Here is a 23,349-nt window from a genome sequence, read left to right as displayed (position 1 = left end):
GGCTCAGGGCTGGAGCAGGACCTTGATCGCGCCGTCCTCCTTCTTCTGGAAGATCTCGTACCCGTGCGGCGCCTCGTCGAGGGGCAGCACGTGGGTGGCGAGGTCCTCCACGCCCAGGGGGTCGGCGTCGTCGGTCACCAGCGGCATGAGGTCGTCGATCCACCGCTTGACGTGCGCCTGGCCCATCCGCAGCGCCACGCCCTTGTCGAACATCTGCAGCATCGGCAGCGGGTCGGTCATCCCGCCGTACACGCCGCTGACCGAGATCGTGCCGCCGCGCCGCACGGTCTCGATGGCCTGCTGCAGGGCGGCGAGCCGGTCGACGCCGGCGCGGGTCATCAGCGCGGCCGCGGCCCGGTCCGGGAGCAGCGAGGTCATCGTCTGGGCGAGCTTGCCGCCCGCCGAGCCGTGGGCCTCCATGCCCACGGCGTCGATGACCGAGTCGGTGCCCCGCCCGCCGGTCATCGACCGTACGGCCCCGGGCACGTCGTCGACCTGCGATCCGTCGATCACCTCGATGCCGTGCCGGCGCGCCATCTCCAGCCGCTCGGGGACGACGTCCACCCCGATCACGCGGTAGCCGCGGTACCGGGCGACGCGGGCCGACATCTGCCCGATGGGCCCGAGGCCGAAGACGGTCACGCTGCCGCCGTCGGGCACCTCCGCCCACTCCACGGCCTGCCACGAGGTGGGCAGCACGTCGGACAGGTAGACGAAGCGCTCGTCCGGCGGGCCCTCCGGCACCTTGATCGGGCCGAAGTGGGCCTGCGGAACCCGGAGATACTCGGCCTGGCCGCCCGGGACCTCGCCGTACAGCTTGGTGTAGCCGAACAGGGCGGCGCCCGTGTCGTACTCCCGGACCTGGGTGGTCTCGCACTGCGCGAAGAGCTCGCGGTCGCACATGTAGCAGTGGCCGCAGGAGATGTTGAACGGGATCACCACCCGGTCGCCGGGGGCGATGTGGGTGACCTGCGCCCCCACCTCCTCGACGATCCCCATCGGCTCGTGGCCGAGGACGTCCCCCTCGCCGATGAACGGGCCGAGGATCTCGTACAGGTGGAGATCGGAACCGCAGATGGCCGTGGTGGTCACCCGGACGATCGCGTCGGTCTGTTCCTTGATGGCGGGGTCGGGGACCTCCTCGACGCGGACGTCCCGCTTCCCGTGCCAGGTGACTGCCTTCATCGTGCCCTCCCGCGTCGTCGATCGGCCCGTACGGGCCCTCACTGCGCGACGGCGGGCCCCGGGCGGGGGCCGGGCGGTGCCGGAGGGAGCGGCTGCCGCCGGTCCGCCGCGCGCCAGGTCCACGTATGCCCCCGGTCGGGAGGGGGAAACGGCCCGGTCCCCGGGAGGGCGTCCCGGGGCGGTGCGGGTGCGTCAGAGGTGGACGACGCTGCCGTGGTCGTCGATGAGGTCGGCGCTCTCGTCGTCGAACCACAGCCCGCCGGTGGCGAGGTAGCGGAAGCGGTGCGCGCCGGGCGGCAGGATGATCGAGACGCTGCGGATGCCGCTCCGCCGGCGCAGCAGCTCGTGGTGGCCGGGCCGCCAGTCGTTGAAGTCGCCGACGACGCTGACAACTCCGTCGGGCTGGTCGGCGGGCAGGGCGAATGTGACGCGGGTCTTCTGTCCGAAAAGCCGGGACCGCTTGAGCATGGGATCCTCCCCAGGAGCCGGGATGCCCACAGGGTGGCGTGCCGCGTCTAGTGGGAGAAATGGGACACGCGGTACGTAACACAATTTTCACCAACCTTTTCGCGTGTCTCTCCCGGCGTCAGCCGAGCCGCGCGACGGCCGCCCGGACCAGCGCGACGTCGCCCAGGACCACCTCGGTCCCCTGCGTTCCCTCGTGCATGCTCCAGTGGGTCTCGGCCACGGTCTCCGGCGACGCGGGGGAGCCGGGCGCGACCACGGCCGCGATGGGCAGGTGGCCGACCCGCACCCCCGTCCCGTCGAGCGCCTCGGCGAGGGCCAGCGCGTAGTTGCGCAGGCCGGCGACCGCGATCCCCACGTTGCCCAGGTACGGGATGGGGTGGATCGCCGACACGCCCGAGGTGAACAGCAGCGTGCCCGACCCGCGCTCGACCATCGCCGGAAGGACGGCCCGCACGGCCGTGACCGCGGCCAGCACGGTGACCCCGAACGCGTCCCGCGCGCTGTCCACGGTGACGTCCAGGGCCGGGGCCAGGCCCTTCGGCGCGCCGGCCGCGTTGTGGAGCAGCACCTGTGCGGGCCCGATCTCGCGCTGGATCTCCGCCAGCGCCTCCTCCAGGGCCGCCGGGTCGGCGGCGTCGGCGGGGAAGGCCCGGGCCTCGATCCCCTCGGCGCCGAGCTCGCGGACGTGCCGGTCCAGGCGTCCGGCGTCCCGGGCGACGAGGGCGGCCCTGAACCCCTCCGCCCCGAAGCGGCGGGCGGTCGCCATGCCGATCCGCGGGCCGGCCCCGATGATCACGATGGTCGGTCTCATGCCAGGTCCTCCAGAAGTCGAGGGTATGCCTCACGTTTTCTGCGTACGGTAGCACGAACCTGAGGATGTGCCTCGACTTCGGTAGGATGGCGACCGTGACCGCCGAGACCCGCCCACTCCGCCGCGACGCCGTCCGCAACCGGGAGGCCCTGCTCGCGGCGGCCCGCGAGGTGCTGGCGGAGCGCGGCGCCGACGCCCCGCTGGAGGCCGTGGCCCGGCGGGCCGGGGTGGCGATCGGCACGCTGTACCGGCACTTCCCCGCCCGGGCCGACCTGGTCGACGCGATCCTGCTGGAGAAGCTGCGGGCCTGGGCCGACATCGGACGGGAGGCCGCGGCCGTCGCGGATCCCTGGGAGGCGTTCGTCCACTACCTGCGCCGGGTCTGCGAGACGCAGGCCGGCGACCGGGCCTTCGAGGACCTCGCCTGCCGGCGGGTGCTGGAGGGGAAGGAGGCGGGCGACGTCAGGGCCGACGTCTACCGGCTCACGACGGGCGTGATCGACCGGGCCAGGGCCGCGGGCCGGCTGCGGGCCGACTTCACGCTGTCCGACCTGTCGTTCGTCGTCTGGGGCGCGTCGCGAGTACACGAGATGACCGCGTCCGTACGGCCCGGGCTGTGGCGGCGCCACCTGGAGCTCATGCTGGACGCCCTGCGGGCGGAGAACGCCCACGACCTGTCCGAGCCCCCGCTGGGCGCCGAGGAGCTGACGGCGCTGCTGTCCGAGCGGTGAGATCCGGTCAGAGCGCGCGGCCGACGCCGCAGAGGAACCAGGTCGGCAGCTCCTTGCCGCCGAAGTCGCCGGAGGAGGCGTCCGGCTCCGGATGCCACTCGTCGAGCCGGACGAGTCCGGGCTCGACCAGCTCGAATCCGTCGAACAGCTCGCTGATCCGCGCCCGGCTCCGCAGGGTCACGGCGGCGCTGGCGCGGCTGTAGACCGACGCCCCCAGATGCGCGGCCCCGGCCCGCTCCTCGGCCGTGACATGGGACATGACGAGGTAGCTGCCCTCCGGCAGGCCGTCCCGCAGCCTGCGGATCAGGTCGCCGGGCTTGTCGGAGTCGGGCAGGAAGTGCAGGACGGCGACGAGCAGGACGGCGACCGGCTCGGAGAAGTCGAGCAGCGCCTCAAGCTCCGGGTTGGTGAGGATGTCCTCCGGGTCGCGCAGGTCGCCGCGGACGGTGACCGTGTTGGTGGCGTTGGACAGCAGCGCCCTGGAGTGGGTGAGCACGACCGGGTCGTTGTCCACATAGACCACACGGGTGCCCGGGTCCACCTCGGCGGCCACCTCGTGCACGTTGCCCTTGGTCGGCAGGCCGGTGCCGATGTCCACGAACTGCCGGATCCCGGCCTCCGACACCAGGTGGCGCACGGCCCGCCGCATGAAGGCCCGGTTCCGGCGGGCCAGTTCGCGGGCCTCCGGGGCGACCTTCAGGACGCGCTCGGCGGCCTCACGGTCGATCGGGAAGTTGTCCTTGCCGCCCAGGAAGTAGTCGTACATGCGCGCCGCGTTCGGGATGTGCGCGTCGATGCCCTGGGGCGCCGCGCCGTCGTCGGTCACGCGTCCGCTCCTTCCCGGATACTCGGGGCTGAACGTGCACCTTCCGCGAGCATAGGAGTCGCTACCGGAAAATGAAATGAATTTCCGCATTCGGTGGCCTGATGGGCGAATCTCCGGCGTATAGCGCTTTCGACCGATCCGTTTCCGATCTCAGCGCGCCGTCACCGTGACGGGGTGGGCGAGGACCGAGTTGTGACAGTAGCCGAGGGCGTTCCAGGGTGTCCGGTCGGGCTGCCGGCGGCCCCGTTCGTCGGTGGCCCGGACCCGGACGACATGGTCGCCGGGGGCGGGATCCCAGGGGAACTCCCAGCGCGCCCACACGCCGCGGCCGCCCTGAGCCTCCAGGTCGGCGGTTCGCCAGGGGCCGTCGTCCAGGCGGTACTCGACCGTGGCGACGCGGCTCTCCCCGGCGTACGCCCGGCCCCTGACCAGACGGGGGCCGGCGGGCAGCCGGGCCGGCCAGGGCAGCTCCACCAGGCTCGCCACCGGCGTCTCGGTGATGGGCACGGGGGCGGGGCGGTCCGGGGTGACGATGACGTAGTCCTCCGTGGTCCACGGGACGCGCAGGGGGCGGTCGGAGACCTCGATCCTGCCCACCCATTTGATGCTCGCCGCCCCGAGCCAGCCCGGGACCACGACGCGGGCGGGGAACCCGTGGTCGGGCGGCAGCGGCTCGCCGTTCATCGCGAGCGCGAGCAGGGTGTCGCCGGCGAGCGCCTTGGCGAGGGGGAGCGGCCGGCGGGCGCGTGCCTCGTCCAGCGACTCGGGCATCACCTCGCGGGCGTCCGGGGTGATCCCGGCCGGTTCGAGCAGGTCGCGCAGGCAGACGCCGGTCCACTCGGCCGTGCCGATCGCGCCACGTCCCCACGAGACTCCCGCGAAGGGCGCGCCCTGCTCCTCGCCGAACAGCCGGCGCCGGTTGCCCGCGCACTCCAGCGTCCGGACGACGGACAGCAGCGGGAACCGGCGCCACAGCTCGTCGTACGTGTAGGTGATCGGGCGGCGGACGCCGGCGCCGTCGACGCGCAGCGTCCAGGCGGCGGGGTCGATCACCGGGGTGGGCGCGTGGTTGCGGACGAAGAAGCGGTCCACCGGGGTGAGGAAGCCCGGCATGCGGTCGGGCCGGGTCCCGTAGTCGAGGCCGCTGCCGGCGTCCTCCATCAGGCCGGCCGGGGTGGGCTTCACCACCGGCCGCGTCGTCCGCGTGAGCGTCCGTCCCGCCATCGCGCACCTCCGCTCGTGAGGCGCCTCACGCGGTGAGGACCCCGTGAGGCGTACGGCGCGGGGCCGGGGGCGCCCCTTCTCCACGGTAGACGGGACGAGCGGGGAGGCGGGGTGCGGGTCGCCGAGGCGGGGGCCGGCCGGGTGGGCGGCTCGCTTACGGGAGCGTGGTCCGGGGGCGAGGGTCAGCCCAGGTGGCGGCTCGCGCGTGCCGCGTGGTCCTGTGCCCAGGAGGCGAGGCGGGACCAGCGGCGGGCGGAGGCGAGGCGGTGGACGAGCCGGGCCTCTCCGGCCTCCCGGCGCAGCTCGGAGGCGCGTTCCGTGGCGAGCGCGTAGTCGTTGTACATGATCGGCTCCAGACGTCGTGACTGGCTTTGTTGATTTCGGCAGTTACAACGCTAGTCGTCAACCAGTAACTGGTCAACTTTATTTCATCGGTTACTTGCCTTCTTCAGATCGTCGGGACCGGGCTAGAGTGGCCGCGATCATCCGCGGACGACCGCGACCGGACGGGGGCGACTGTGGACGCGTTGGTGTGGGTCGTCGTCGCGGCGACGGTCGTCCTGCTGGTCATCGGCTTCGCCCTGGCCGCCCGGCGGCTCCTCGGCCTGCGCTTCGGCGTCGTGCGGACGCTGCTCGGCGGCGGCCTGGCCGTCCTGCTGGCCGGCCCGGTCGGCCGGATCCTCGCCGGCTCGGTGTCATCGGACGAGCCGGGCATCGCGCCGCTGTGGTTCCTCATCCTGGCGGTGGCGTGCGCGCTGCTGGCCTCGATGGTGTTCCTGGTGATCGCCGAGGCCCTGGTGCCCACGGGTTCGGTGCCCGGCCCGGTCGAGCTGGTGAGGGCGGCCAGGCGCGCACTGCTGCGCTCGCGGCGCTACCTCCGCATCACGCGCATCCTCGTCCGCCACGGCCTCGGCCCCTATCTGCGGGGCCGTGACCCGGACCTCGACGCGCCCTCCAGCCGGGCCCGGCTGGCCCGCTCGCTCCGCAGGGCCCTGGACGAGGGCGGGGTCACGTTCGTGAAGCTGGGACAGGTCCTGTCGACGCGCGGCGACCTGCTGCCCCCGGAGTTCGTGGACGAGCTGCGCCTGCTGCAGGACAGGGTCGAGCCGGCGCCTTGGGAGGAGATCGAGCGTGTGCTCGCCGACGAGCTGGGCGGGCCGGTGGACGAGACGTTCGCCTTCTTCGAGCGCGAGCCGCTCGCGGCGGCCTCGATCGCGCAGGTCCACCTCGCCCGCCTCCCGTCCGGTGAGGAGGTCGTGGTCAAGGTGCAGCGGCCGGGCATCGCGCCCGTCGTCGAGCGGGATCTCGACATCGTCGCCCGCCTCGCCCGTACGGCGGAGCGGCGCACCCGCTGGGCCCGGGGCGTCGGCCTCGGGGACCTCGCCCGGGGGTTCGCCCAGGCGCTGCGCGAGGAACTGGACTTCCGCGTGGAGGCGACGAACATGGCGGCCGTCGCCGCCACCTCGGCGCGGCCGGACGTACGGACGCCCACGCCGTATCCGCAGCTGAGCGGTCGCCGCCTGCTGGTGATGGAGCGGCTGGACGGCACCCCGCTCGGCGCCGCCCAGGACGGGCTGGGCGACCGCGAACGGCGGGAGGCGGCCACCACCCTCCTGCACACGCTGCTGGAGCAGATCCTGCTGCACGGCGTCTTCCACGCCGACCCGCATCCCGGGAACATCATGCTGCTGGCGGACGGGCGTCTCGCGCTGCTCGACTTCGGGTCGGTCGGGCGGCTCGACGCGTCGGTCCGGGCCTCGCTGCAACGCCTGCTCGCCGCGCTGGACCGGGCCGACCCGATGGGCGTCGGCGACGCGCTGCTGGAGCTGGTGCCCCGCCCCGACGAGATCGACGAGCGCGAGCTGGAACGGGCGATCGGGCGTTTCATGGCGAGGCACCTCGTGCCGGGCGTGACCCCTGACGTCCAGATGTTCGGCGACCTCTTCCGGATCGTCTTCGCCCACGGGCTGTCGGTGCCTCCAGAGGTGGCCGCCGTGTTCCGGGCCCTCGGGACGGTCGAGGGGACGCTCGCCCGCCTGGCTCCCGGGTTCGACATCGTGGAGGAGGCGCGCCGCTTCGCCGGCCGGCACCTGCCCGTGCCCGGCGACCGTGACCAGGTCCGCACGCTCGTCACCCAGGAGGTCGTGCGCCTGCTGCCCCTGCTGCGGCGGCTGCCGCGCAGCGTGGACCGGATCGTCGGCGCGGCCGAGAACGGCCGGTTCAGCGTCAACGTCCGCCTGCTCGCCGACGCCCGGGACCGCAGGCACCTGACCGGCCTGCTGCACCAGGTGCTCCTCACGGTGCTCGCCGCCACCGCGGGGATCATGGCCGTGCTCCTGCTCGGCGCCGGCGGCGGGCCGCGGGTGACCGACGCCGTCGGCCTCTACCAGCTCATCGGATACAACCTGCTCGTCGTGAGCGGGATCCTCGCGCTCCGCGTCCTTGTGGTCGTCTTCCGGGAACGCCGCGAGGACTGAGACCCGCCGTCGTGCGGCGGGTCCGCCGTGCCCAGGTCAGTGCGCCTCGGGGTCGCGGGCCAGGACCGACCGTCCGCCGTCCACGGGCACGGTGGCGCCGTTGACGAACGAGGCGCCGTCCGACAGCAGATAGGCGATCACGGCCGCCACCTCGTCGGCCCGGGCGACCCGGCCGAGGGGGTGCAGCCGCCCCATCTCCTCCTCCACCCGGGCCGCCGCGGCCGGGTCGAGCGAGGCGAGGAACCCCTCATACCGCTCGGTGGTCACCGAGCCGGGCGCCACGGCGTTGACGCGGACGCCCCGGGGGCCGTACTCCACGGCCAGCGCCCTCGTCAGCCCCTCGATCGCCGCCTTGGCCGTGACGTACGGCGTGCAGCCGGGGACGGCCTGCCGGGCCTGGTGGGAGGACACGTTCACGATCGCCCCCGGCGTCCCCGCGGCCAGGAACCGCCGGACGGCCGTGGCGCAGCCGGCGAGCGGGGCGGCGAGGTTGACCTCGACGAGCTCCAGGATCTCGGCGGCGGACGAGGTGTGCACCGAGGCGTCCCGGAAGACGGCCGCGTTGTTGACCCAGCCCGCGAGCGGCGCGGCCGCCTCCGCCAGGTCGGCCGCCTTCCCGGCCACCGCCTCGTCGCCCGCGTCGCCGGTCACGGCCGCCACGCGGGAGCCCGCCGGGTGGTCCGCCGTCCACTCCAGGGCGGCCGGGTCCCGCTCGATCGCCACGACCACGGCGGCGGGATCGGCCAGGAGCCGCTCCACCGCCGCCCTCCCGATGCCGCGTCCCCCGCCGGTCACCACGTACGAACGACTCGCCATGATCCGACCCTAACCGCTACCGGCCGGGAGCCTCCGAGGCGCCGGCGTGGGCCCTTCTGTCACATTCGCCGTGTCCGTGGGTTCATCTCCGTGGATGAGAGGAAGGTGTGTCCGATGGACGAGACCGAGTGGCTGGCGGAACGGTTCGAACGGCACCGGCCCCGGCTGCGGGAGGTGGCCTACCGGATGCTCGGCTCGCCGGCCGAGGCCGACGACGCCGTCCAGGACGCGTGGCTGCGGCTGAGCCGATCCGACGTGGACCGGATCGACGACCTCGGCGCCTGGCTGACCACCGTCGTCGCCCGGGAGTGCCTGCACATGCTGCGCTCGCGACGGCGCCGGCGGGAGGATCCCGGCCTGCCGGAACCGGTCGCCGTCCCGGACGCCGGCCTCGGCCCCGAGCAGGAGGCCCTGCTGGCCGACTCGGTCGGCCTGGCCATGCTGGTGGTGCTCGACCGGCTCAGCCCGGCCGAGCGGCTGGCGTTCGTGCTGCACGACATGTTCGAGCTGCCGTTCGAGGAGATCGCCGGCATCCTGGGCCGCACCCCGGCCGCCACGCGGCAACTGGCCAGCCGGGCACGGCGCCGCGTGAACGGCGCCGAGGCCCCGGATCCCGACCTGGCGCGGCAGCGGCAGGTGGTGGACGCCTTCCTCGCGGCAGCGCGAGCCGGCGACTTCGACGCCCTCGTCCGGATCCTCGACCCCGACGTCGTCCTGCGCACCGACTTCGGCCCCGACGGGGTGCCGGCCGTCATCCGCGGCGCCGCGGCGGTGGCCAGGCAGACCGGCGGCGGCCGCGGCGGCCGGCTGCACCCCGTGCTGGTCGACGGCGCGGTCGGCGCGGTGGTCAGCCGCGACGGGCAGCCGTTCGCCCTGCTGGTCTTCACGGTCGTGGAGGACAGGATCGTGGCCATCGACGGCATCGGCGACCCGGATCGCGTCCGCTCTGTCACATCGGCCCCCGGCGCGGGCTCTGACAGATGACCACTTCGACGAACAGGGAGGACTCCGTGGCGATACGGATACCCGAGATCAACACCTTGGTGCCCGAGATCCAGGAGGTGGCGCGCGCGCTGCTCAAGGCGACCGGGAACGGATCGGTGCCGTCGGGCACGATCAGCCTGGTCTACCTGCGTGCCGGCCAGCTCGTCGGCAACACCTACCAGGTCCTGCGGCACACCTCGGACCTGCGGAGGGCCGGCGAGTCCGAGGAGCGGATCGCGTGCGTGGCGTCCTGGGGGGACGCGACGTGCTTTACCGACGCGGAGCGGGCCGCGCTGGCGCTGACCGACGCCGTGTTCCAGCCGAATCCGCGGGGGGAGGAGCGGGTGCCGGACGACCTGTTCGCGGAGGTCGCCGAGCACTACGACGAGAAGGCCCAGGCCACCCTGGCGGCCGTGATCGCCTCGGCCGGGTTCTGGATGAACGTCGCCCTCGTCCTCAAGCCGCCGCCCGCCGGCCAGGCGGCCTGACATCCGGGATCGCGGGGCCGTCGCCCCGACGTGCTCCCCGGCCTGACCAGGCTCGGCGGCGTCCCGGAGCTCCGGGACGCCGCCGAGCCGCCCGCCGTACGACCGGCGGGTAAAGACAGGGGCGGGCGGCAGGGAGACCCGGGAATCCATGGGTAGGGGTCGCGGTATGGCTGAGATCGGATACACCCTCATGTGCGAGCAGACGCCCGCAAGGCAGCTGGTGGACGACGCCGTGACGGCGGAGCGGGTGGGCTTCGACTACGCCGTCATCTCCGACCACTACTTCCCGTGGCTGGAGGAGATGGGCCACTCGCCCTACGCCTGGTCGATCCTCGGAGCGGTGGCCCAGGCGACCGAGCGCCTGCCGATGATGACGTACGTGACCTGCCCCATCATGCGCTACCACCCGGCCGTCGTGGCGCAGAAGGCCGCCACGATGGGCGTGCTGAGCGAGGGCCGGTTCACCCTCGGCCTGGGCGCGGGGGAGAACCTCAACGAGCACGTCGTGGGCCACGGCTGGCCTCCCGTGAACACGCGGCACGAGATGTTCCGGGAGGCCATCGAGATCATCAAGGAGCTGTTCCAGGGCGGCTACCGGAACTACCGGGGCGAGTACTTCGACATCGACTCCGCCCGGCTGTTCGACCTGCCGGAACGGCCGGTGCCGATCGCCGTCGCGGCCTCCGGCGACCAGTCGGCCGACGTCGCGGCCGAGCTGGGCGACGGGCTGGTGTCGGTCGACCCGAACGCCTCGCTGGTGCAGAAGTTCGGGGCCTCCGGCGGCGAGGGCAAACCGGTGTACGGCCAGCTCGCGATCTCCTACGACCAGGACAGGGACGCTGCCGTCGAGCGGGCGCACCGCCTGTGGCGCTGGTCGGTGGCCGGCTGGAAGGTGATGGCGGAGCTGCCCGCCCCGGTCAACTTCGCGGCGGGCGCCGAGACCGTGCGGCCCGAGGACGTGGCCGAGAAGGTGCCGTGCGGGGCGGACGTGGACGCCGTCGTCGAGGCGGTCGGAAAGTACACCGACGCCGGGTTCACCCACGTCGCCCTCGTGCAGATCGGGCACGAGCACCAGCGCGAGTTCTTCGAGTGGTCCGAGAAGGAGCTCCTGCCCGCCCTGCGGCGGCTCTAGGCGGTCAGATCACGTCCCAGGGGACGGACTCGTACGTCTCGACGGCCGTCTTCACGAACGCCTCGTCCACCGGCAGCCGCATGTCGTCGATGCGCTCCACCGGCGCGACCCCGTGGGAGTTGGTCACGATGACGGACCGGTACGCGGGCACGTCCGCCAGCCGTACCGGTCCGCGTCGCGATCCGATCCCCGCGGCGGGGAGCCGGGGCTCCAGCAGCTGCATGGTGATGCCGTGCAGGCAGGGGGCGTCGGGCCAGACGACCGAGGCGCCGTCGAAGAAGCCGATGTTGGTGATGCCGCCCTCCGCGACGGTCCCGTCCGGCGCGGTGAGCAGCGCGTCGTCGAACCCCTCCCGCGCGGCGAGGAGGCCGTAGTAGGTCTGCCCGAACCCGCCGAGGTGCTTGATGTGGGCCGCCGGCCGCTGGTACGGCACGGACTTCAGGCTCTGCGCCCGGGACGGCGGGGGCGCGGGCGGCCGCACGGTCACGAGGAGTGTCGCCGCTTCGGCGCCCTCGGGCCAGTGGACGACCACCCGGACCGACGCGTCGCGCACGTCGTCGCCGAGGGCGTGCCGGATGCGCGCGCGGACCAGGTCGCCGTCGAGGCCGGCGCCGAACAGCTCGCGGGTGGACGCGTCCAGCCGGGCCACGTGGAGGTCGAGGCCGCGGGTGCGGCCGTCCCTGACCTGCATGGCCGTGAAGTGCCCGTAGTTCGACAGCGCGGGATGGACGAGCGTGTCGACCGTGGGGGGACGACCGTCGATCTCAATTCGGAAGACCACGATCTCCACCGTAAAACCAGGCGGCGCGGACCGCGGCACCGGGTCAGAGGATCACGATCGGCACGACCCGGCGACCCGGCGACCCGGCGACCCGGCCCCAGGCTCCCGTACGGCACGCAGCCCGTGACCGTGCAGGACGGCGAGTTCGACCTGCACCTGTGGATCCCCGCCCGCGTACAGGGCCCCGGGCTGCTGCTCCTGCAGGAGATCCACGGCGTGGGGGACTACAGCGGAGCGGCGGGCTACTCGGCGCGCTGGAGTGCCGACCGGTCGCCGCCGTCCGCCGGGCGGCCGTCGTCATTTCCCGGGCTCGCGGTTCGTCTCGCCTCCCGCCAGGGCAGCGCCGGCAGTCCGCAGCGCACCCGCAGGACCGTCCAGACGGCGGGGGCGGCCAGCAGGACGGCGCCGAGGACCCAGACGGTCGCCGTGGTGCCGACGCTGAACATCTTCAGCGCCGAGGCCAGCAGCACGAACGCGAGCGCGCGGCGGATCAGGCCGCCCGGCGCCCGGGACGAGATGCGCGAGCCCAGGTAGACGCCGGGGATCGAGCCGGCCAGCAGGGCCGCGGTGACCGACAGCTCGAAATCGCCGAACAGCAGGTGGCCGAGGGCGGCCGACATCACGAGCGGCACGGCCTGGACCAGGTCGGTCCCGACGAGCTGGTTGGCCTTGAGCGCGGGATAGAGGGCCAGCAGGGCGACGATGATCAGTGAGCCCGAGCCGACCGAGGTCATGCCGACGACGAGGCCGCCCGCGGCGCCGACGGCGGCCGTCGCCAGCGGCCGTACGGTCACGGCGGGCAGGTCCGTGGCGGCGGGCTCGCCCGGCGCGGCCGTCCGGCGGCCGGTCTCCGGGGTGCGGCCCTCCGCCCTGTCGCGCATCGCCAGGTAGCCGCGCACGGCGAGCCCCCCGGCCGCGATCAGCAGGGCGATCCCCATGCCGATCTGCACGACGGTCTGGACGCCGTCGCCGTCTCCGAGGGCACGCGCGAGGAGCACTCCGCAGAACGCCGAGGGGATCGAGCCGGCGCACAGCCACTTCACGAGCCGGAGGTCGACCGTCCCCCTGCGCAGGTGGACGAGGCTCCCGACCGGCTTCATCACGGCGGCGGCCACCAGGTCGCTGGAGACCGCCGTCAGCGGGGGGACGCCGAAGAACGTGACGAGCATCGGCGTCATCAGGGCGCCGCCGCCCATGCCGGTCAGCCCGACGACGACGGCGACCAGGAAGGAACCGATCGCCATGGTGAAGTCGAAGTGCATCCCTTTACCCTACCTAACCCATCGGAATTACGGATACCCCTCGGTGGCGGTCGGCAGGGTGGAGGAGGACACTGGTGACATCGTTGTCATCGACGATGTACCGTGCCCGCGCCCATCCCGGTGCGCGGACGGTGGCCGCACCCCGGCGAGAGGAGCACGTGTGAGGACCTGCCGTGACCCGGAGGCCGCGGACGGGGTGGGCGTGTGACCGTCCTCGCCGTGGACATCGGCGGCACGAAGTTCGCCGCCGCGGCCGTCACCCCCGACGGGGAGATCCTCGTCCGCGCCGAGGTGCCGCTGCGCGGCCCGGACTCCGCGGACGCCGTCCTGGCCGAGGTCGTCGCCCGGGTCACCGCCGAGGTGCCCGAGGCCCGGATCGGCGGCGTCGGAATCGGCTCGGCCGGGCCGCTCGACCCGGTGAAGGGCACGGTGAGCCCGGTCAACATCCCGTCCTGGCGGGGCTTCCCGCTCGTGGACGCGCTCGCGCGGATGCTGCCCGGACGGCCCGTACGGCTGGCCGGGGACGCCCAGTGCATGGCGCTCGGGGAGTGGTGGCGGGGTCTCCCGGAGCGGGAGCGTCCCCGGACGCTGCTCGGCATGGTCGTCTCCACCGGCGTGGGCGGCGGCTTCGTGATCGACGGCGTGCCGTACGTTGGGCCGACCGGCAACGCCGGACACATCGGGCACATCACCGTCGACCCCGGCGGCGACGCCTGCCCCTGCGGAGGGGTCGGCTGCGTCGAACTCCTCGCCAGCGGCCCCAGCATGGTGCGGTGGGCCGCCGCGAACGGCTGGACCGGCCCGGACGCCCGGGCGCTCGCCGCGGACGCCGCCGCCGGGCATCCCGTGGCGCTGGCCGCCTTCCGGCGCGCCGCCGACGCCCTCGCGACGGCCATCCTCACCGCGTCCGCCCTCGTGGACCTGGACCACGTCGTCATCGGCGGGGGCGTGGCCGCCGCGGGCCCGACCCTCTTCGACCCGCTCCGCGAGGCGGTCGCCCGCGACGCCGGCATGGGCTTCCTGCGCCGCCTGCGGGTGGACCGCACCTCCCTGGACCGCGACGCCGGCCTGTTCGGCGCCGCGGCCCTCGTGCTGCTCGCCCCCCAGGCGTAGCCGGGCCCCGGCCACCCGGCGCCCGGGATTCGACCCCGCCGCCGGGTTCGTCCTCTCCGGCCGGCGCCCGGTTTTCTGCGGAGGGCCGGGCGCGGCGAGCGTGCGGGCACGGGCTCGTCAGCCGGCGCCCAGTTCCTCGCGGAGGCGGCGCGCGGCGCGCACCACGTTGGCGAGCGCCGCCTCCACCTGGTCGTACGTCCGGGTCTTCAGGCCGCAGTCGGGGTTGACCCAGACCCGGCCCGCGGGCAGTGCCCGCGTCGCGGCCCGCAGTGACTCCTCGACCTCCTCCGCGGCGGGCACGCGCGGCGAATGGATGTCGTAGACCCCGGCCCCGAGCCCCCGGCCGAAGCGGCGGACGGCGGGCTCGCCGAGGATCCGGCCGCCCGACCGGGCCGACTCGATGCTGGTGACGTCGGCGTCCAGTGCGTCGATCGCGGCGAGGATCTCGTCGGCGTCCGAGTAGCACAGGTGGGTGTGGATCTGCGTGCGGTCGCCGGCGCCCGAGGTGGCCCTGCGGTAGGCGTCCACGGCCCAGCGCAGGTACGCGTCCTGGTCCCGCCGCCGCAACGGCATGAGCTCGCGCAGCGCCGGCTCGTCCACCTGGATGACGGACACGCCCGCCGCCTCCAGGTCGCGCACCTCGTCGCGTACGGCGTCCGCCACCTGGACCACGACGTCGCGCAGCGGCAGGTCGTCGCGGGCGAACGACCACGCGACGATGGTCACCGGGCCGGTCAGCATGCCCTTGACCGGTTTGCTCGTGAGCGACTGCGCGTACCGGGTCCACCTGACCGTGATCGGCTCCTGCCGCCGCACGTCGCCGTACAGGATCGGCGGGCGGGTGCAGCGGGAGCCGTACGACTGGACCCAGCCGTGACGGGTGACGGCGAACCCGTCGAGCTGCTCGGCGAAGTACTGCACCATGTCGTTGCGCTCGGGCTCCCCGTGGACGAGCACGTCGAGACCGAGCCGTTCCTGGAGGGCGACGACCCGTTCGATCTCGGCGCGTACGAGGGTCTCGTACGCGGCCTCGTCCAGCTCGCCCGCCGCCACCGCCGCCCGGGCCCGCCGCAGCTCGCCCGTCTGGGGGAACGAGCCGATCGTGGTGACCGGGAGGACCGGCAGCCGAAGGTGCGCCGCCTGCGCCGCCGCCCGCACCTCGTACGGGCTACGAACCGGCGCCGGCGCCGGCCCGGGGCCGGCGGTCGCGGGATCTGCGGCGGCAGGGCCGTCGTCCGGAGTTGGTGCGGCCGGGGTCGCGGCGAGCAGGCCGGCCAGCTCCACCACCTCGGCGACCTTCTGCTCGGCGAACGCCAGGCGCCGCCGCAGCGCCGGATCGAGGTCCGTCTCCCGTTCCACGTCGTATGGCACGTGCAGCAGCGAGCACGACGTGCCGACGACCACGTGATCCGCGTGCTCCCGGACGGCGAGCAGCGTGGCGAGGGCGCGCTCCCGGTCGGTGCGCCAGACGTCCCGCCCGGACACGACCCCCGCGACGACCGTCTTGCCCGCCAGCGTCTCCAGGCCCCGCGTGCCGCCGCGTACCAGGTCCACCCCGACGGCCTCGACCGGTGTGGCCGCCAGCACGGGGAGCGCCTCGCCCAGGGGGCCGAAGTAGGACGCCACGAACAGCGCGGGCCGCTCCGTCAGCGAACCGAGCCGTCCGTACGTGGAGGTCACGGCGGCGAGCTCGGCCTCCGTACGGTCGGCCACGAGGGCGGGCTCGTCCAGCTGGACCCAGCCGACGCCCTCGGCCGCGAGGACGCCCAGCAGCGACGCGTAGACCTCCACCACCTCGTCCAGCCGGTCGAGCGGCGCGAACCCGGGCGGGGCGTCCGCCGCGGCCTCGGCCAGCAGCAGGAACGTCACCGGCCCGACCAGCACGGGGCGCGTCTCCAGGCCCAGCTCGCGCGCCTGACGGATCTCGCCGAGGATCTTGTCCGGCGCGAGCCCGAACCGGACGTCCGGCCCGATTTCAGGCACGATGTAGTGATAGTTCGTGTCGAACCACTTGGTCATGCGCAGCGGCGGGGTCGTGTCTGTGCCGCGGGCCATGGCGAAGTAGGCGTGCTGCTCGGTGATGGCGTGGTAGCGGTCGGGGACGGCGCCGAGCAGCACGGCGGTGTCGAGCACGTGGTCGTAGAAGGAGAACGTGCCGGACGGCACCGCCCCCAGACCCAGCTCGGCGAGCCGCCGCCAGGTGTCCGCACGCAGCCGCCGTCCCGCGTCCTCCAGCTCCTCCCAGGAGGAACGCCCCTCCCAGTACGCCTCCAGCGCCCGCTTCAACTCCCGGTGCGGCCCGATCCTCGGATACCCGAGCACGGTCGATGCGGGAAAGGACGATGTCATGCCGGCTCCTCGTTCGCCAGATCAACAGGACGCCACGCATCCTCCCCGCGCCGAACCTGACAGAGCCGGATCCATTCACCCCCCTTATGGATCACTTCGACCGGGGCATGCCGTCGTCATGGACTGGACCCGCGGAGGGCTCAAGACGTGTCCATCCGGCGAGCAGGGGCCGGACGACGGTCAATCCGATCGTTCGGTCGCCTGCGGCTGGCGCGCCCACTCGGCGATCACGTCGCGCCCGTGGGCGATGGCGAGGTCGAGTAGGCCCGGGAAGCGAGCGTCGAGGTCGTCTCGGCGTAGCCGGTTCAGGCGCCGGGTTCCCTGGTCTCGCTGATGTATCACTCCGGCCTCCCGGAGGATCTTGAAATGAGCGCTCTGGGTGGACTTGCTCACCGGCGTGGTGATGGTCCCGCACGCCAGCTCGCCATCGGGTCCGGCCTCTGCCAGGCGAGCGACCACACCGAGGCGCACCGGATCGCTCAGCGCCCCCATGACGCGAGCAAAGACCAGTTCCTCTCGATCGGGATGCACAAGATCGGTCGCTGTTCGGCTTGCCACACCGTCATGGTAGCCCAACATGTTCGCATAGTCCGAACATGTGCTATGTTCCGGATATCCGAACATGTACGGCTAGGGGGCTGCTGTTGCTCGACTAGCTGACGTTTTCCCGGGCTCCGACCAGAAGTGAGAACGGGCCCGCACAATGCCAAGGAGCGCACATGACCCAGACCGAAACACCGCTGCCCATCGACATGACCGACCGGTCTGGCGTGATCACCGGGGCGGGGAGTGGGATCGGCCGCGCGCTGGCCGAACGGTTCGGCCGGCGCGGCGCCCGGTTGCTGCTGGTGGGGCGCCGCGAGCAGGCGTTGCGGGAGACCGCCTCGGCGGTGGCGCGGGCCGGCGGCGCAGCCGAAGTGCTGGCCGCCGACATCACCGTCGAGGGGGCCGAGGAGAAGGTCGCCGACACTGCGCGCACGGTGCTGGGCAAGGTCGATTTGTTGATCAACAATGCCGGCAACGTGCGCGCGGGCCGGCTGGAAGAGTGCGATGTGGCGGATGTGCGGGCGATGGTGGGTCTCAACGTGACCGCGCCGATCCTGCTCACGCGCGCCTTGCTGCCCGATCTGCGCGCGGCCGCCCAATCCGAGCGCTCCGCCGACGTGGACGGCCTCGGCCTGCGGCGCGACAGCGTCGTGCTGGGCATCGCCAGCGGCATGGCGCTGCTCCCGCTGCCCTTTTACGCGACCTATGCGGCGACCAAGGCGGGCCTGGCCGCGTTTGGTCACGCGCTGCGCCGGGAGCTTCAGGGCACCGGCGTGCACGTCGCCACCTGGTATCCCGGGGCCACAGCCACGGCGATGATGGACAGCTCGGGTGCGGGGGAGGACCTGGGTTTCGGCCGCCGCCCGGTCGAAGAGGTGGTGACCGACCTGCTCGACGCGCTTGGCCGCGGCGAGCACGAGATCAACACCAGCCTGTCCACCCGGCGAGCCATGCAGCGGCTGCACGTCAGTGACCCGCTCGCCGTCGACGCCGCGCTCGGGCCCCAGCTGTCACAGCTCGAATCCGCTGTGCGCAACCACCGCAGCATCTGACCCGCGAACAGAAGCGCAGCGCCGCCACCGGCTGCGGCTCCTCCGTGCCGGACCGCCGCCTCGCGACGGTGCTGAGCACCGCGCGCCTGAGCCGCAGGATGCGGATCTGCGCGTCAAGCGCGTCCACGTGGACGGCGGCGACGTCCGCGACGGTGACCTTCCGCTCCAGCACCCTCCGTACGGGGCGAACCCCTTGGTCATGCGCAGCGGCGGGGTCGTGTCGGTGCCGCGGGCCATGGCGAAGTAGGCGTCCTGCTCGGTGGGCCCGGGCCCCCGCCCGATTGGTCGGGTCCATCCACCTCACTTACGGATCAGTTGCTCTTCCGCAACGACGGGAGCCTTGTTCCAATGGGCAGATGCGCGATGTGATCCGAGGAGCCGGTCGGCGTCTGGCGGGCGCCGCTCTGCGGCAACGGACGCCGCGGAGCCGGTGGAGGCACTGGGGAGACCCGGGCCTGGACTCGGGCTGGAGCCCGCTGGCGGCTCATCTGGCCCTGCAACTCCTCTGCCTGGCCGTGTGGACCTACGCCGTGATCAACGCCGCCCTCATGGTGAAGCTTCTCGCGGTCACGCTCGGCGGCTGGGCCGCCCTGCTGACCGTGCGCGACGTCCTGATCGTCATGGCCAAGGCCCGACGACGCCCCTTTCGCGGCCTCAGCGCGTGAACCCCCGCATGCGCACCACCCACGGGCCCGGCGCTCGTACTGGTTCTTTGCAGCAGGCTGATGAAGCGACCGATGAGGGAGAAGGCATGTATTCAGTTGGCATTTCTGGCATGGGCTTACTTGCTGCACTGCTTGGCGCTCTAGTCCAATTTCTGGTTATTTACTTCGCTGTACGCCTCGCGTTGAAGCACGATCGCGAACGTTCCCAACGCGGCGGCTGGCCGCAGAGGTAGCGCCACTCCACACGGTGCGGCCGGCGCCATGCCTTCGCCTCCCATGCTTACGCGACCCGGATCGAGGAGCGGTCGCGGCACTGGCAGGGGGCTCGAACGGATGTGCCGCACGCACCTGCTCGCCTGACGGGATTCATTGCTGTCGCTTATAACTGGGGGATGGAAGCGGGACCGGCGGTGCGCGACGTGGGGTGCTTCGCCGCCGTCGCGCGGCATCTGAGCTTCTCGCGCGCCGCCGCCGAGCTGGGCCTGTCGCAGCCCGCCGTGAGCCAGGCCGTCGGCCGTCTCGAACGGTCGCTGGGCCTGCGCCTGTTCGACCGGACGAGCCGGGACGTCCGGCTGTCCAGGGCGGGGACGGAGCTGCTGCCTCACGCGGAGGCGCTGCTGGCCGGCGCGGCGGCGTTCTCGGCGGAGGCGGCGCGGCTGGCGGCGGGGCCGCGGGCGACGGTGAGCCTCGTCTACGCGCCGCCGGCCGGGCCGCTCGTGGCCCGCGTGGCCCGGCGCCTGGCCCGCCGGTCGCCCGCCATCGACGTGGCGCTGCGCCCGGCCGGCCGGGGTGCCGCCGTCGCAGCCCTGGCCTCGGGGGAGGCCGCGGCGGCCGTGCTGGGCGCGCCGTTCCCGCAGGACCTCACGACGGCGGCACGGTTCCACGTGCCGGTCGGCCACCTCGCGGTGCCGGAGGGCGACCCGCTGGCGGCCACGCCGCTGGTACGGCCAGAGCACCTCGTGCGCCGGACGGTCCTCGTGCCCGGGAACCGGCCGCCCGCCGGAATGTGGGCCCGGCTGGCCGCCCGGCTGCCGTACCGGCACCACGTGGTGGCCGACGAGATCGACGACTTCGCCGCCGTGCTCGACCTGGTAGCCGCCGGGATCGGGCTGCTGCCCGTCCCGCAGTTGCTCGTCTCGTCCATCCGCAGGAACGACGTGAGGTTCGTCCCGTTCGACGGCGGCGACCTGCGCCTGACGTACGCGCTGGCCTGGCCGAGGGACCGGATGTCCGGCACGGTGATGGCCCTCGTCCAGGCCGTCCAGGAGTCCCTCTGGACCAGGTGAGCGGCCGCGGGCGCCCTACTGCGACGCGTCCTCCTCCGCCTCGCCGGCCGCCACCACCTCGTGGAGCAGCCGTTCGACCTGGGCGGGCGTCGTGTCCGGGTTGAGCAGGGTCAGCTTGAGCCGGACGCGTCCCGGCCCCTCGCCGGGGAGTTCGGTGCGGCCGACGACCGCCCGCCCCTCGCGCAGCAGGCGGCGGCGGAGCCCGGCGTTGACCTGGTCGGCCCGGGACGGGTCCCGCGGCAGGTAGCGGAACAGGAAGGCCGTGAGCACCGGGTCGGCGTGCAGTTCCAGCCGGGGGTGCGCGCGGACCGCCGCGGCCCCCGCGCGGGCGAGGTCGTGGCAGGCGTCGACGAGCCGTCCCAGGCCGTCGCGGCCCAGCGTGCGCAAGGTGACGGCGATCGAGAAGGCGTCCGCCCGCCGGGTCGTGCGCAAGGAGAGCCCGAGCAGCGCGCCGTAGCCCGCCTCCTCGTCGTCCGCCGGGTTCAGGTACGCGGCCCGCCTGGCCAGCGAGGCGTACGTCTCGGCCCGCCGGACCAGGAAGACGCCGGCGGCGACGGGCTGCCAGCCCAGCTTGTGCCAGTCGAGGGACACCGAGTCGGCCAGAGCCACGCCGTCGAGCAGGGGCGCGAGCCGGTCGGACAGCAGCGCGCCGCCGCCGTAGGCCGCGTCCACGTGCAGCCACGCCCCGTGCTCGGCGGCGAGGGCGGCGCACGCGCGCAGCGGGTCGATCGCGCCGGTGTCGGTCGTGCCCGCCGTCGCGACCACCGCGAGCGGCCGTTCACCCCGCCGTACGGCGGCCGCCATGGCCTCCTCCAGGGCGGTCGCGTCCATCCGCAGGTCGCGGCCCACGGGGACGGGCACGACCGCGTCCTCGCCGAGCCCGAGCAGGGCCGCCGACCGCTGGACGGAGAAGTGCGCGGCCGCCGACGCGAAGACGCGCGGCCGGGGTCCGTCGCCCGGCAGGCCGCTCAGCTCGACGCGCCGCCCGGTGGCCCGCGCGAGGACGTGGTCCCTGGCCAGCATCAGGCCCATGAGGTTGGACTCGGTGCCGCCGGAGGTGAGCACGCCGGCCGCGCCGGGCGGGTACCCGGCCATGGCGGCGAGCTCCGCGACCACCAGCGTCTCCAAGGTGGTCGCCGCGGGCGCCTGGTCCCAGGAGTCCATCGAGGGGTTCAGCGCCGACACGGCCAGGTCGGCGGCCACGGCGACGGGCAGCGGCGGGCAGTGCAGGTGGGCGGCGCAGGAGGGGTCCACGGGGTCGGCGCTGCCGTACGCGAGCATCCGGGTCAGGGCGGCCAGCGCGCCGTCTCCGCCGGCGGCCGCGAGAGTCCGCGTGACCTCGTCGGCCAGCCGGGCGGGCTCTGCGGCGGGCACCGGACCCGCCCGGCGCTCCGCGCCCTCGGCCAGCGCCCGCAGGACCGTCCGCACCAGGGGTTCGAGAGCCTCCCGCCCCAAGCGCCCCCCGCCCTCCGGGCCGCCGCCGGCGACCGCCCCGGAACCGGCCGGCGCGGTGCTCCCCGCCGGGCCGGCTTCCGCTGCCGGGCCAGAGCCGTCCGGGCCAGAGCCGTCCGGGACGTAACCGGGGGCCGGACGCGGGGTCTTCGCGGAGTCCGTCTCGGCGGCCGCCGCTCTGCGACGCGCCGGATCGTGGATCGCGCCGGTCACGAGGACCGTCCGGCGAGGTGGGGGCCGGCGGTGGCCTGGGCGGTGACCTGGGCAATGGCGTCGGACAGGCGGTCGAGCACGACCTCGGCCTCCTCGTCGGTGATGGTCAGCGGGGGCAGCAGCCGCAGCGTGGCGTCGTACCGGCCGCCGAGCTCCACGATGAGGCCGCGGTCCAGGCAGGCGGCCCGGACGGCGGCGGCCAGGCGCGGGGCGGCCGGGCGGGCGCCGCAGCCGTCGGGGGCGGCCTGCGGGTCGACCAGCTCCACGCCGATCATCAGCCCGCGGCCGCGAACGTCGCCGATGACCGGAAGCTCGGTGCGCAGACCGTCGAGGCGGGACGTCATCCGCGCGCCCACGGCCGCGGCGCGCCCGGCCAGCCCCTCGCGGGCGACGAACCGCAGCGTGGCGGCGCCTGCCGCCATGGCGAGCGTGTCGCCGCGGAAGGTTCCGGTGTGCGCGCCGGGCGCCCAGCCGTCGTAGTCGTCCCGGTACACGATCACGGCCAGCGGCAGGCTGCCGCCGATGGCCTTGGACATGACTATCACGTCCGGCTCGACGCCGCTGTGCTCGACCGCCCAGAACGCGCCCGTACGGCCGACGCCCGTCTGCACCTCGTCCACGATCAGCGGGATCTCCCGCTCGGCCGTGATCCTGCGCATCTCGCGCAGCCAGCCGTCCGGGGCGGGCACCGCGCCGCCCTCGCCCTGGACCACCTCGAGGATCATGGCCGCGGACGGCACCACGCCGCCGGCCGGGTCGTCGAGCAGCCGCTCGGTGTACGCCGCCGCGATCTGCGCGCCGCGTTCACCGCCGACCCCGAACGGGCAGCGGTACGCGTACGGGTACGGCAGCCGGGTGACCTCGGCCGCGCCGCCGGGCACCGGCGCCCGGACGGCCACGTTGCCGCTTACGGCCAAGGCGCCGGCCGTCATGCCGTGGTAGCCCCCGGTGAACGCGAGCAGGCCGCGCCGCCCGGTCGCCGTCTGCGTGAGCTTCAGCGCCGCCTCCACGGCGTCGGTCCCCGCCGGGCCGCAGAAGTGGACCCGGGCCCGGTCGCGGAAGCCGGCCGCCAGCGTGGCGAACAGGGCCTCGGTGAAGTCGTCCTTCTGCGGCGTCGCGAGGTCCAGCACGTGGAGCGGCGCCCCGCTGTCGAGGGTCCGCCTGACGGCCTCGGTGACCACCGGGTGGTTGTGGCCGAGCGCGAGGGTCCCGGCGCCGGACAGGCAGTCGAGGTAGCGGCGGCCGTCCGCGCCCTCAACCGTCATGCCCGACGCCCGCACCGGGACGATCGGGAACGACCGGGCGTAGGTGCGGGCGGCGGACTCACGGGCCCGCTGGCGTCGCAGGATGTCGGCGGGGTTCGGCGTCATCGATCGGGCTCCTGGTCGTCGGACGGAACGGCGGACGGAACGGGGACGGCACGGCGGACGGCACGGCGGACGGCGGCGCCGGGGACCGGGCACGGCGGTTCGCCGCCCCGGGCGTCAC

The 23,349-nt window shown here is 74.0% G+C and carries 23 protein-coding genes; 9 read left to right on the top strand and 14 right to left on the bottom strand.

Going from position 1 to position 23,349, the window contains the following annotated elements; all coding sequences use genetic code 11:
* Nucleotides 1-3: 3 nt before the first annotated feature.
* The 3 genes from Mco01_RS08445 to Mco01_RS08435 form a co-directional block, all read right to left on the bottom strand.
* The gene (locus tag Mco01_RS08445) at nt 4-1,185 is read right to left on the bottom strand and encodes a zinc-dependent alcohol dehydrogenase (protein ID WP_204056329.1); all 1,182 of its coding nucleotides are present in this window, start codon (nt 1,183-1,185) and stop codon (nt 4-6) included.
* 192 nt (nt 1,186-1,377) lie between these two features.
* Complete coding sequence (locus Mco01_RS08440) at nt 1,378-1,653, bottom strand: isoamylase early set domain-containing protein (protein WP_204056328.1); 276 nt, start codon at nt 1,651-1,653, stop codon at nt 1,378-1,380.
* 118 nt (nt 1,654-1,771) lie between these two features.
* Nucleotides 1,772-2,464: an SDR family NAD(P)-dependent oxidoreductase gene (locus Mco01_RS08435; protein ID WP_204056327.1), complete on the bottom strand. Its 693-nt coding sequence runs from the start codon at nt 2,462-2,464 to the stop codon at nt 1,772-1,774.
* A 95-nt stretch (nt 2,465-2,559) separates the two neighbouring features.
* Between Mco01_RS08435 and Mco01_RS08430 the strand changes: the two genes are divergently transcribed.
* Nucleotides 2,560-3,195 carry a TetR/AcrR family transcriptional regulator gene (locus Mco01_RS08430; protein WP_204056326.1) on the top strand — a complete coding sequence of 212 codons (636 nt, stop codon included), beginning with the start codon at nt 2,560-2,562 and terminating at the stop codon, nt 3,193-3,195.
* 7 nt (nt 3,196-3,202) lie between these two features.
* On the opposite strand, the gene Mco01_RS08425 is transcribed toward Mco01_RS08430, so the two are convergent.
* The 3 genes from Mco01_RS08425 to Mco01_RS08415 form a co-directional block, all read right to left on the bottom strand.
* Nucleotides 3,203-4,021, bottom strand: coding sequence for an SAM-dependent methyltransferase (locus Mco01_RS08425; protein WP_239103438.1), 819 nt, complete (start codon nt 4,019-4,021; stop codon nt 3,203-3,205).
* 150 nt (nt 4,022-4,171) lie between these two features.
* Entirely contained in the window at nt 4,172-5,245 is a 1,074-nt protein-coding gene (locus Mco01_RS08420) for a sulfite oxidase (RefSeq protein ID WP_204056324.1), read from the bottom strand.
* 182 nt (nt 5,246-5,427) lie between these two features.
* Entirely contained in the window at nt 5,428-5,589 is a 162-nt protein-coding gene (locus Mco01_RS08415) for a hypothetical protein (protein ID WP_204056323.1), read from the bottom strand.
* 174 nt (nt 5,590-5,763) lie between these two features.
* Between Mco01_RS08415 and Mco01_RS08410 the strand changes: the two genes are divergently transcribed.
* Nucleotides 5,764-7,722, top strand: coding sequence for an ABC1 kinase family protein (locus Mco01_RS08410; RefSeq protein WP_204056322.1), 1,959 nt, complete (start codon nt 5,764-5,766; stop codon nt 7,720-7,722).
* A 36-nt stretch (nt 7,723-7,758) separates the two neighbouring features.
* On the opposite strand, the gene Mco01_RS08405 is transcribed toward Mco01_RS08410, so the two are convergent.
* On the bottom strand, nt 7,759-8,538 hold the full coding sequence (locus Mco01_RS08405) for an SDR family NAD(P)-dependent oxidoreductase (protein ID WP_239103437.1): 780 nt from the start codon (nt 8,536-8,538) through the stop codon (nt 7,759-7,761).
* A gap of 114 nt (nt 8,539-8,652) precedes the next feature.
* Here Mco01_RS08405 and Mco01_RS08400 point away from each other — a divergent pair, with 114 nt between their 5' ends.
* The 3 genes from Mco01_RS08400 to Mco01_RS08390 all read left to right on the top strand — a co-directional run bounded on the left by Mco01_RS08400 (nt 8,653) and on the right by Mco01_RS08390 (nt 11,142).
* Nucleotides 8,653-9,522 (top strand): sigma-70 family RNA polymerase sigma factor, encoded by an 870-nt coding sequence (locus Mco01_RS08400; protein ID WP_204056321.1) that lies wholly within the window; start codon nt 8,653-8,655, stop codon nt 9,520-9,522.
* A gap of 26 nt (nt 9,523-9,548) precedes the next feature.
* Entirely contained in the window at nt 9,549-10,010 is a 462-nt protein-coding gene (locus Mco01_RS08395; protein ID WP_239103436.1) for a carboxymuconolactone decarboxylase family protein, read from the top strand.
* Nucleotides 10,011-10,176: 166 nt separating this feature from the next.
* Entirely contained in the window at nt 10,177-11,142 is a 966-nt protein-coding gene (locus tag Mco01_RS08390) for an LLM class F420-dependent oxidoreductase (protein ID WP_204056319.1), read from the top strand.
* Nucleotides 11,143-11,146: 4 nt separating this feature from the next.
* Here Mco01_RS08390 and Mco01_RS08385 read toward each other — a convergent pair whose 3' ends face one another.
* The 3 genes from Mco01_RS08385 to Mco01_RS08375 are packed head-to-tail and all read right to left on the bottom strand — an operon-like array spanning nt 11,147 to nt 13,185.
* Entirely contained in the window at nt 11,147-11,923 is a 777-nt protein-coding gene (locus tag Mco01_RS08385; protein ID WP_204056318.1) for an aminotransferase class IV family protein, read from the bottom strand.
* A 51-nt stretch (nt 11,924-11,974) separates the two neighbouring features.
* On the bottom strand, nt 11,975-12,136 hold the full coding sequence (locus tag Mco01_RS08380; protein ID WP_204056317.1) for a hypothetical protein: 162 nt from the start codon (nt 12,134-12,136) through the stop codon (nt 11,975-11,977).
* A 29-nt stretch (nt 12,137-12,165) separates the two neighbouring features.
* Nucleotides 12,166-13,185 (bottom strand): sulfite exporter TauE/SafE family protein, encoded by a 1,020-nt coding sequence (locus tag Mco01_RS08375; RefSeq protein WP_204056316.1) that lies wholly within the window; start codon nt 13,183-13,185, stop codon nt 12,166-12,168.
* Between the two features lie 204 nt (nt 13,186-13,389).
* Here Mco01_RS08375 and Mco01_RS08370 point away from each other — a divergent pair, with 204 nt between their 5' ends.
* Nucleotides 13,390-14,298 carry an ROK family protein gene (locus Mco01_RS08370; RefSeq protein WP_204056315.1) on the top strand — a complete coding sequence of 303 codons (909 nt, stop codon included), beginning with the start codon at nt 13,390-13,392 and terminating at the stop codon, nt 14,296-14,298.
* Between the two features lie 117 nt (nt 14,299-14,415).
* Here Mco01_RS08370 and metE read toward each other — a convergent pair whose 3' ends face one another.
* Together metE and Mco01_RS08360 are read right to left on the bottom strand one after the other, a co-directional pair.
* The gene (metE, locus tag Mco01_RS08365; RefSeq protein ID WP_204056314.1) at nt 14,416-16,647 is read right to left on the bottom strand and encodes a 5-methyltetrahydropteroyltriglutamate--homocysteine S-methyltransferase; all 2,232 of its coding nucleotides are present in this window, start codon (nt 16,645-16,647) and stop codon (nt 14,416-14,418) included.
* A gap of 180 nt (nt 16,648-16,827) precedes the next feature.
* Nucleotides 16,828-17,226, bottom strand: coding sequence for an ArsR/SmtB family transcription factor (locus Mco01_RS08360; RefSeq protein ID WP_204056313.1), 399 nt, complete (start codon nt 17,224-17,226; stop codon nt 16,828-16,830).
* Between the two features lie 140 nt (nt 17,227-17,366).
* On the opposite strand from Mco01_RS08360, the gene Mco01_RS08355 reads away from it, so the two are divergent.
* The 3 genes from Mco01_RS08355 to Mco01_RS08345 all read left to right on the top strand — a co-directional run bounded on the left by Mco01_RS08355 (nt 17,367) and on the right by Mco01_RS08345 (nt 20,196).
* The gene (locus tag Mco01_RS08355; protein ID WP_204056312.1) at nt 17,367-18,245 is read left to right on the top strand and encodes an SDR family NAD(P)-dependent oxidoreductase; all 879 of its coding nucleotides are present in this window, start codon (nt 17,367-17,369) and stop codon (nt 18,243-18,245) included.
* Nucleotides 18,246-18,601: 356 nt separating this feature from the next.
* Nucleotides 18,602-18,910 (top strand): hypothetical protein, encoded by a 309-nt coding sequence (locus Mco01_RS08350; RefSeq protein WP_204056311.1) that lies wholly within the window; start codon nt 18,602-18,604, stop codon nt 18,908-18,910.
* Nucleotides 18,911-19,302: 392 nt separating this feature from the next.
* The gene (locus Mco01_RS08345) at nt 19,303-20,196 is read left to right on the top strand and encodes a LysR family transcriptional regulator (RefSeq protein WP_204056310.1); all 894 of its coding nucleotides are present in this window, start codon (nt 19,303-19,305) and stop codon (nt 20,194-20,196) included.
* Nucleotides 20,197-20,211: 15 nt separating this feature from the next.
* On the opposite strand, the gene Mco01_RS08340 is transcribed toward Mco01_RS08345, so the two are convergent.
* Nucleotides 20,212-21,651, bottom strand: a complete 1,440-nt coding sequence (locus Mco01_RS08340; RefSeq protein WP_204056309.1) for a pyridoxal phosphate-dependent decarboxylase family protein — start codon at nt 21,649-21,651, stop codon at nt 20,212-20,214.
* Nucleotides 21,652-21,857: 206 nt separating this feature from the next.
* Nucleotides 21,858-23,231, bottom strand: coding sequence for a diaminobutyrate--2-oxoglutarate transaminase family protein (locus Mco01_RS08335; RefSeq protein ID WP_204056308.1), 1,374 nt, complete (start codon nt 23,229-23,231; stop codon nt 21,858-21,860).
* Nucleotides 23,232-23,349 lie beyond the last annotated feature (118 nt).

Origin of the sequence: Microbispora corallina (genome assembly GCF_016863035.1) — a bacterium.
Taxonomy (GTDB): Bacteria; Actinomycetota; Actinomycetes; order Streptosporangiales; family Streptosporangiaceae; genus Microbispora; species Microbispora corallina.
Note: the sequence above shows the minus strand (reverse complement) of the source record. Positions and strands in the feature narration are given on the sequence as shown.

Coding starts and splice junctions, on each gene's coding strand:
- Mco01_RS08400 (WP_204056321.1), top strand. CDS start 8,653: ATGGACGAGACCGAGTGGCTGGCGGAACGGTTCGAACGGCACCGGCCC.
- metE (WP_204056314.1), bottom strand. CDS start 16,647: ATGACATCGTCCTTTCCCGCATCGACCGTGCTCGGGTATCCGAGGATC.
- Mco01_RS08345 (WP_204056310.1), top strand. CDS start 19,303: ATGGAAGCGGGACCGGCGGTGCGCGACGTGGGGTGCTTCGCCGCCGTC.
- Mco01_RS08440 (WP_204056328.1), bottom strand. CDS start 1,653: ATGCTCAAGCGGTCCCGGCTTTTCGGACAGAAGACCCGCGTCACATTC.
- Mco01_RS08445 (WP_204056329.1), bottom strand. CDS start 1,185: ATGAAGGCAGTCACCTGGCACGGGAAGCGGGACGTCCGCGTCGAGGAG.
- Mco01_RS08405 (WP_239103437.1), bottom strand. CDS start 8,538: ATGGCGAGTCGTTCGTACGTGGTGACCGGCGGGGGACGCGGCATCGGG.
- Mco01_RS08335 (WP_204056308.1), bottom strand. CDS start 23,231: ATGACGCCGAACCCCGCCGACATCCTGCGACGCCAGCGGGCCCGTGAG.
- Mco01_RS08375 (WP_204056316.1), bottom strand. CDS start 13,185: ATGCACTTCGACTTCACCATGGCGATCGGTTCCTTCCTGGTCGCCGTC.
- Mco01_RS08420 (WP_204056324.1), bottom strand. CDS start 5,245: ATGGCGGGACGGACGCTCACGCGGACGACGCGGCCGGTGGTGAAGCCC.
- Mco01_RS08360 (WP_204056313.1), bottom strand. CDS start 17,226: ATGTTGGGCTACCATGACGGTGTGGCAAGCCGAACAGCGACCGATCTT.
- Mco01_RS08390 (WP_204056319.1), top strand. CDS start 10,177: ATGGCTGAGATCGGATACACCCTCATGTGCGAGCAGACGCCCGCAAGG.
- Mco01_RS08435 (WP_204056327.1), bottom strand. CDS start 2,464: ATGAGACCGACCATCGTGATCATCGGGGCCGGCCCGCGGATCGGCATG.
- Mco01_RS08415 (WP_204056323.1), bottom strand. CDS start 5,589: ATGTACAACGACTACGCGCTCGCCACGGAACGCGCCTCCGAGCTGCGC.
- Mco01_RS08350 (WP_204056311.1), top strand. CDS start 18,602: ATGCGCGATGTGATCCGAGGAGCCGGTCGGCGTCTGGCGGGCGCCGCT.
- Mco01_RS08355 (WP_204056312.1), top strand. CDS start 17,367: ATGACCCAGACCGAAACACCGCTGCCCATCGACATGACCGACCGGTCT.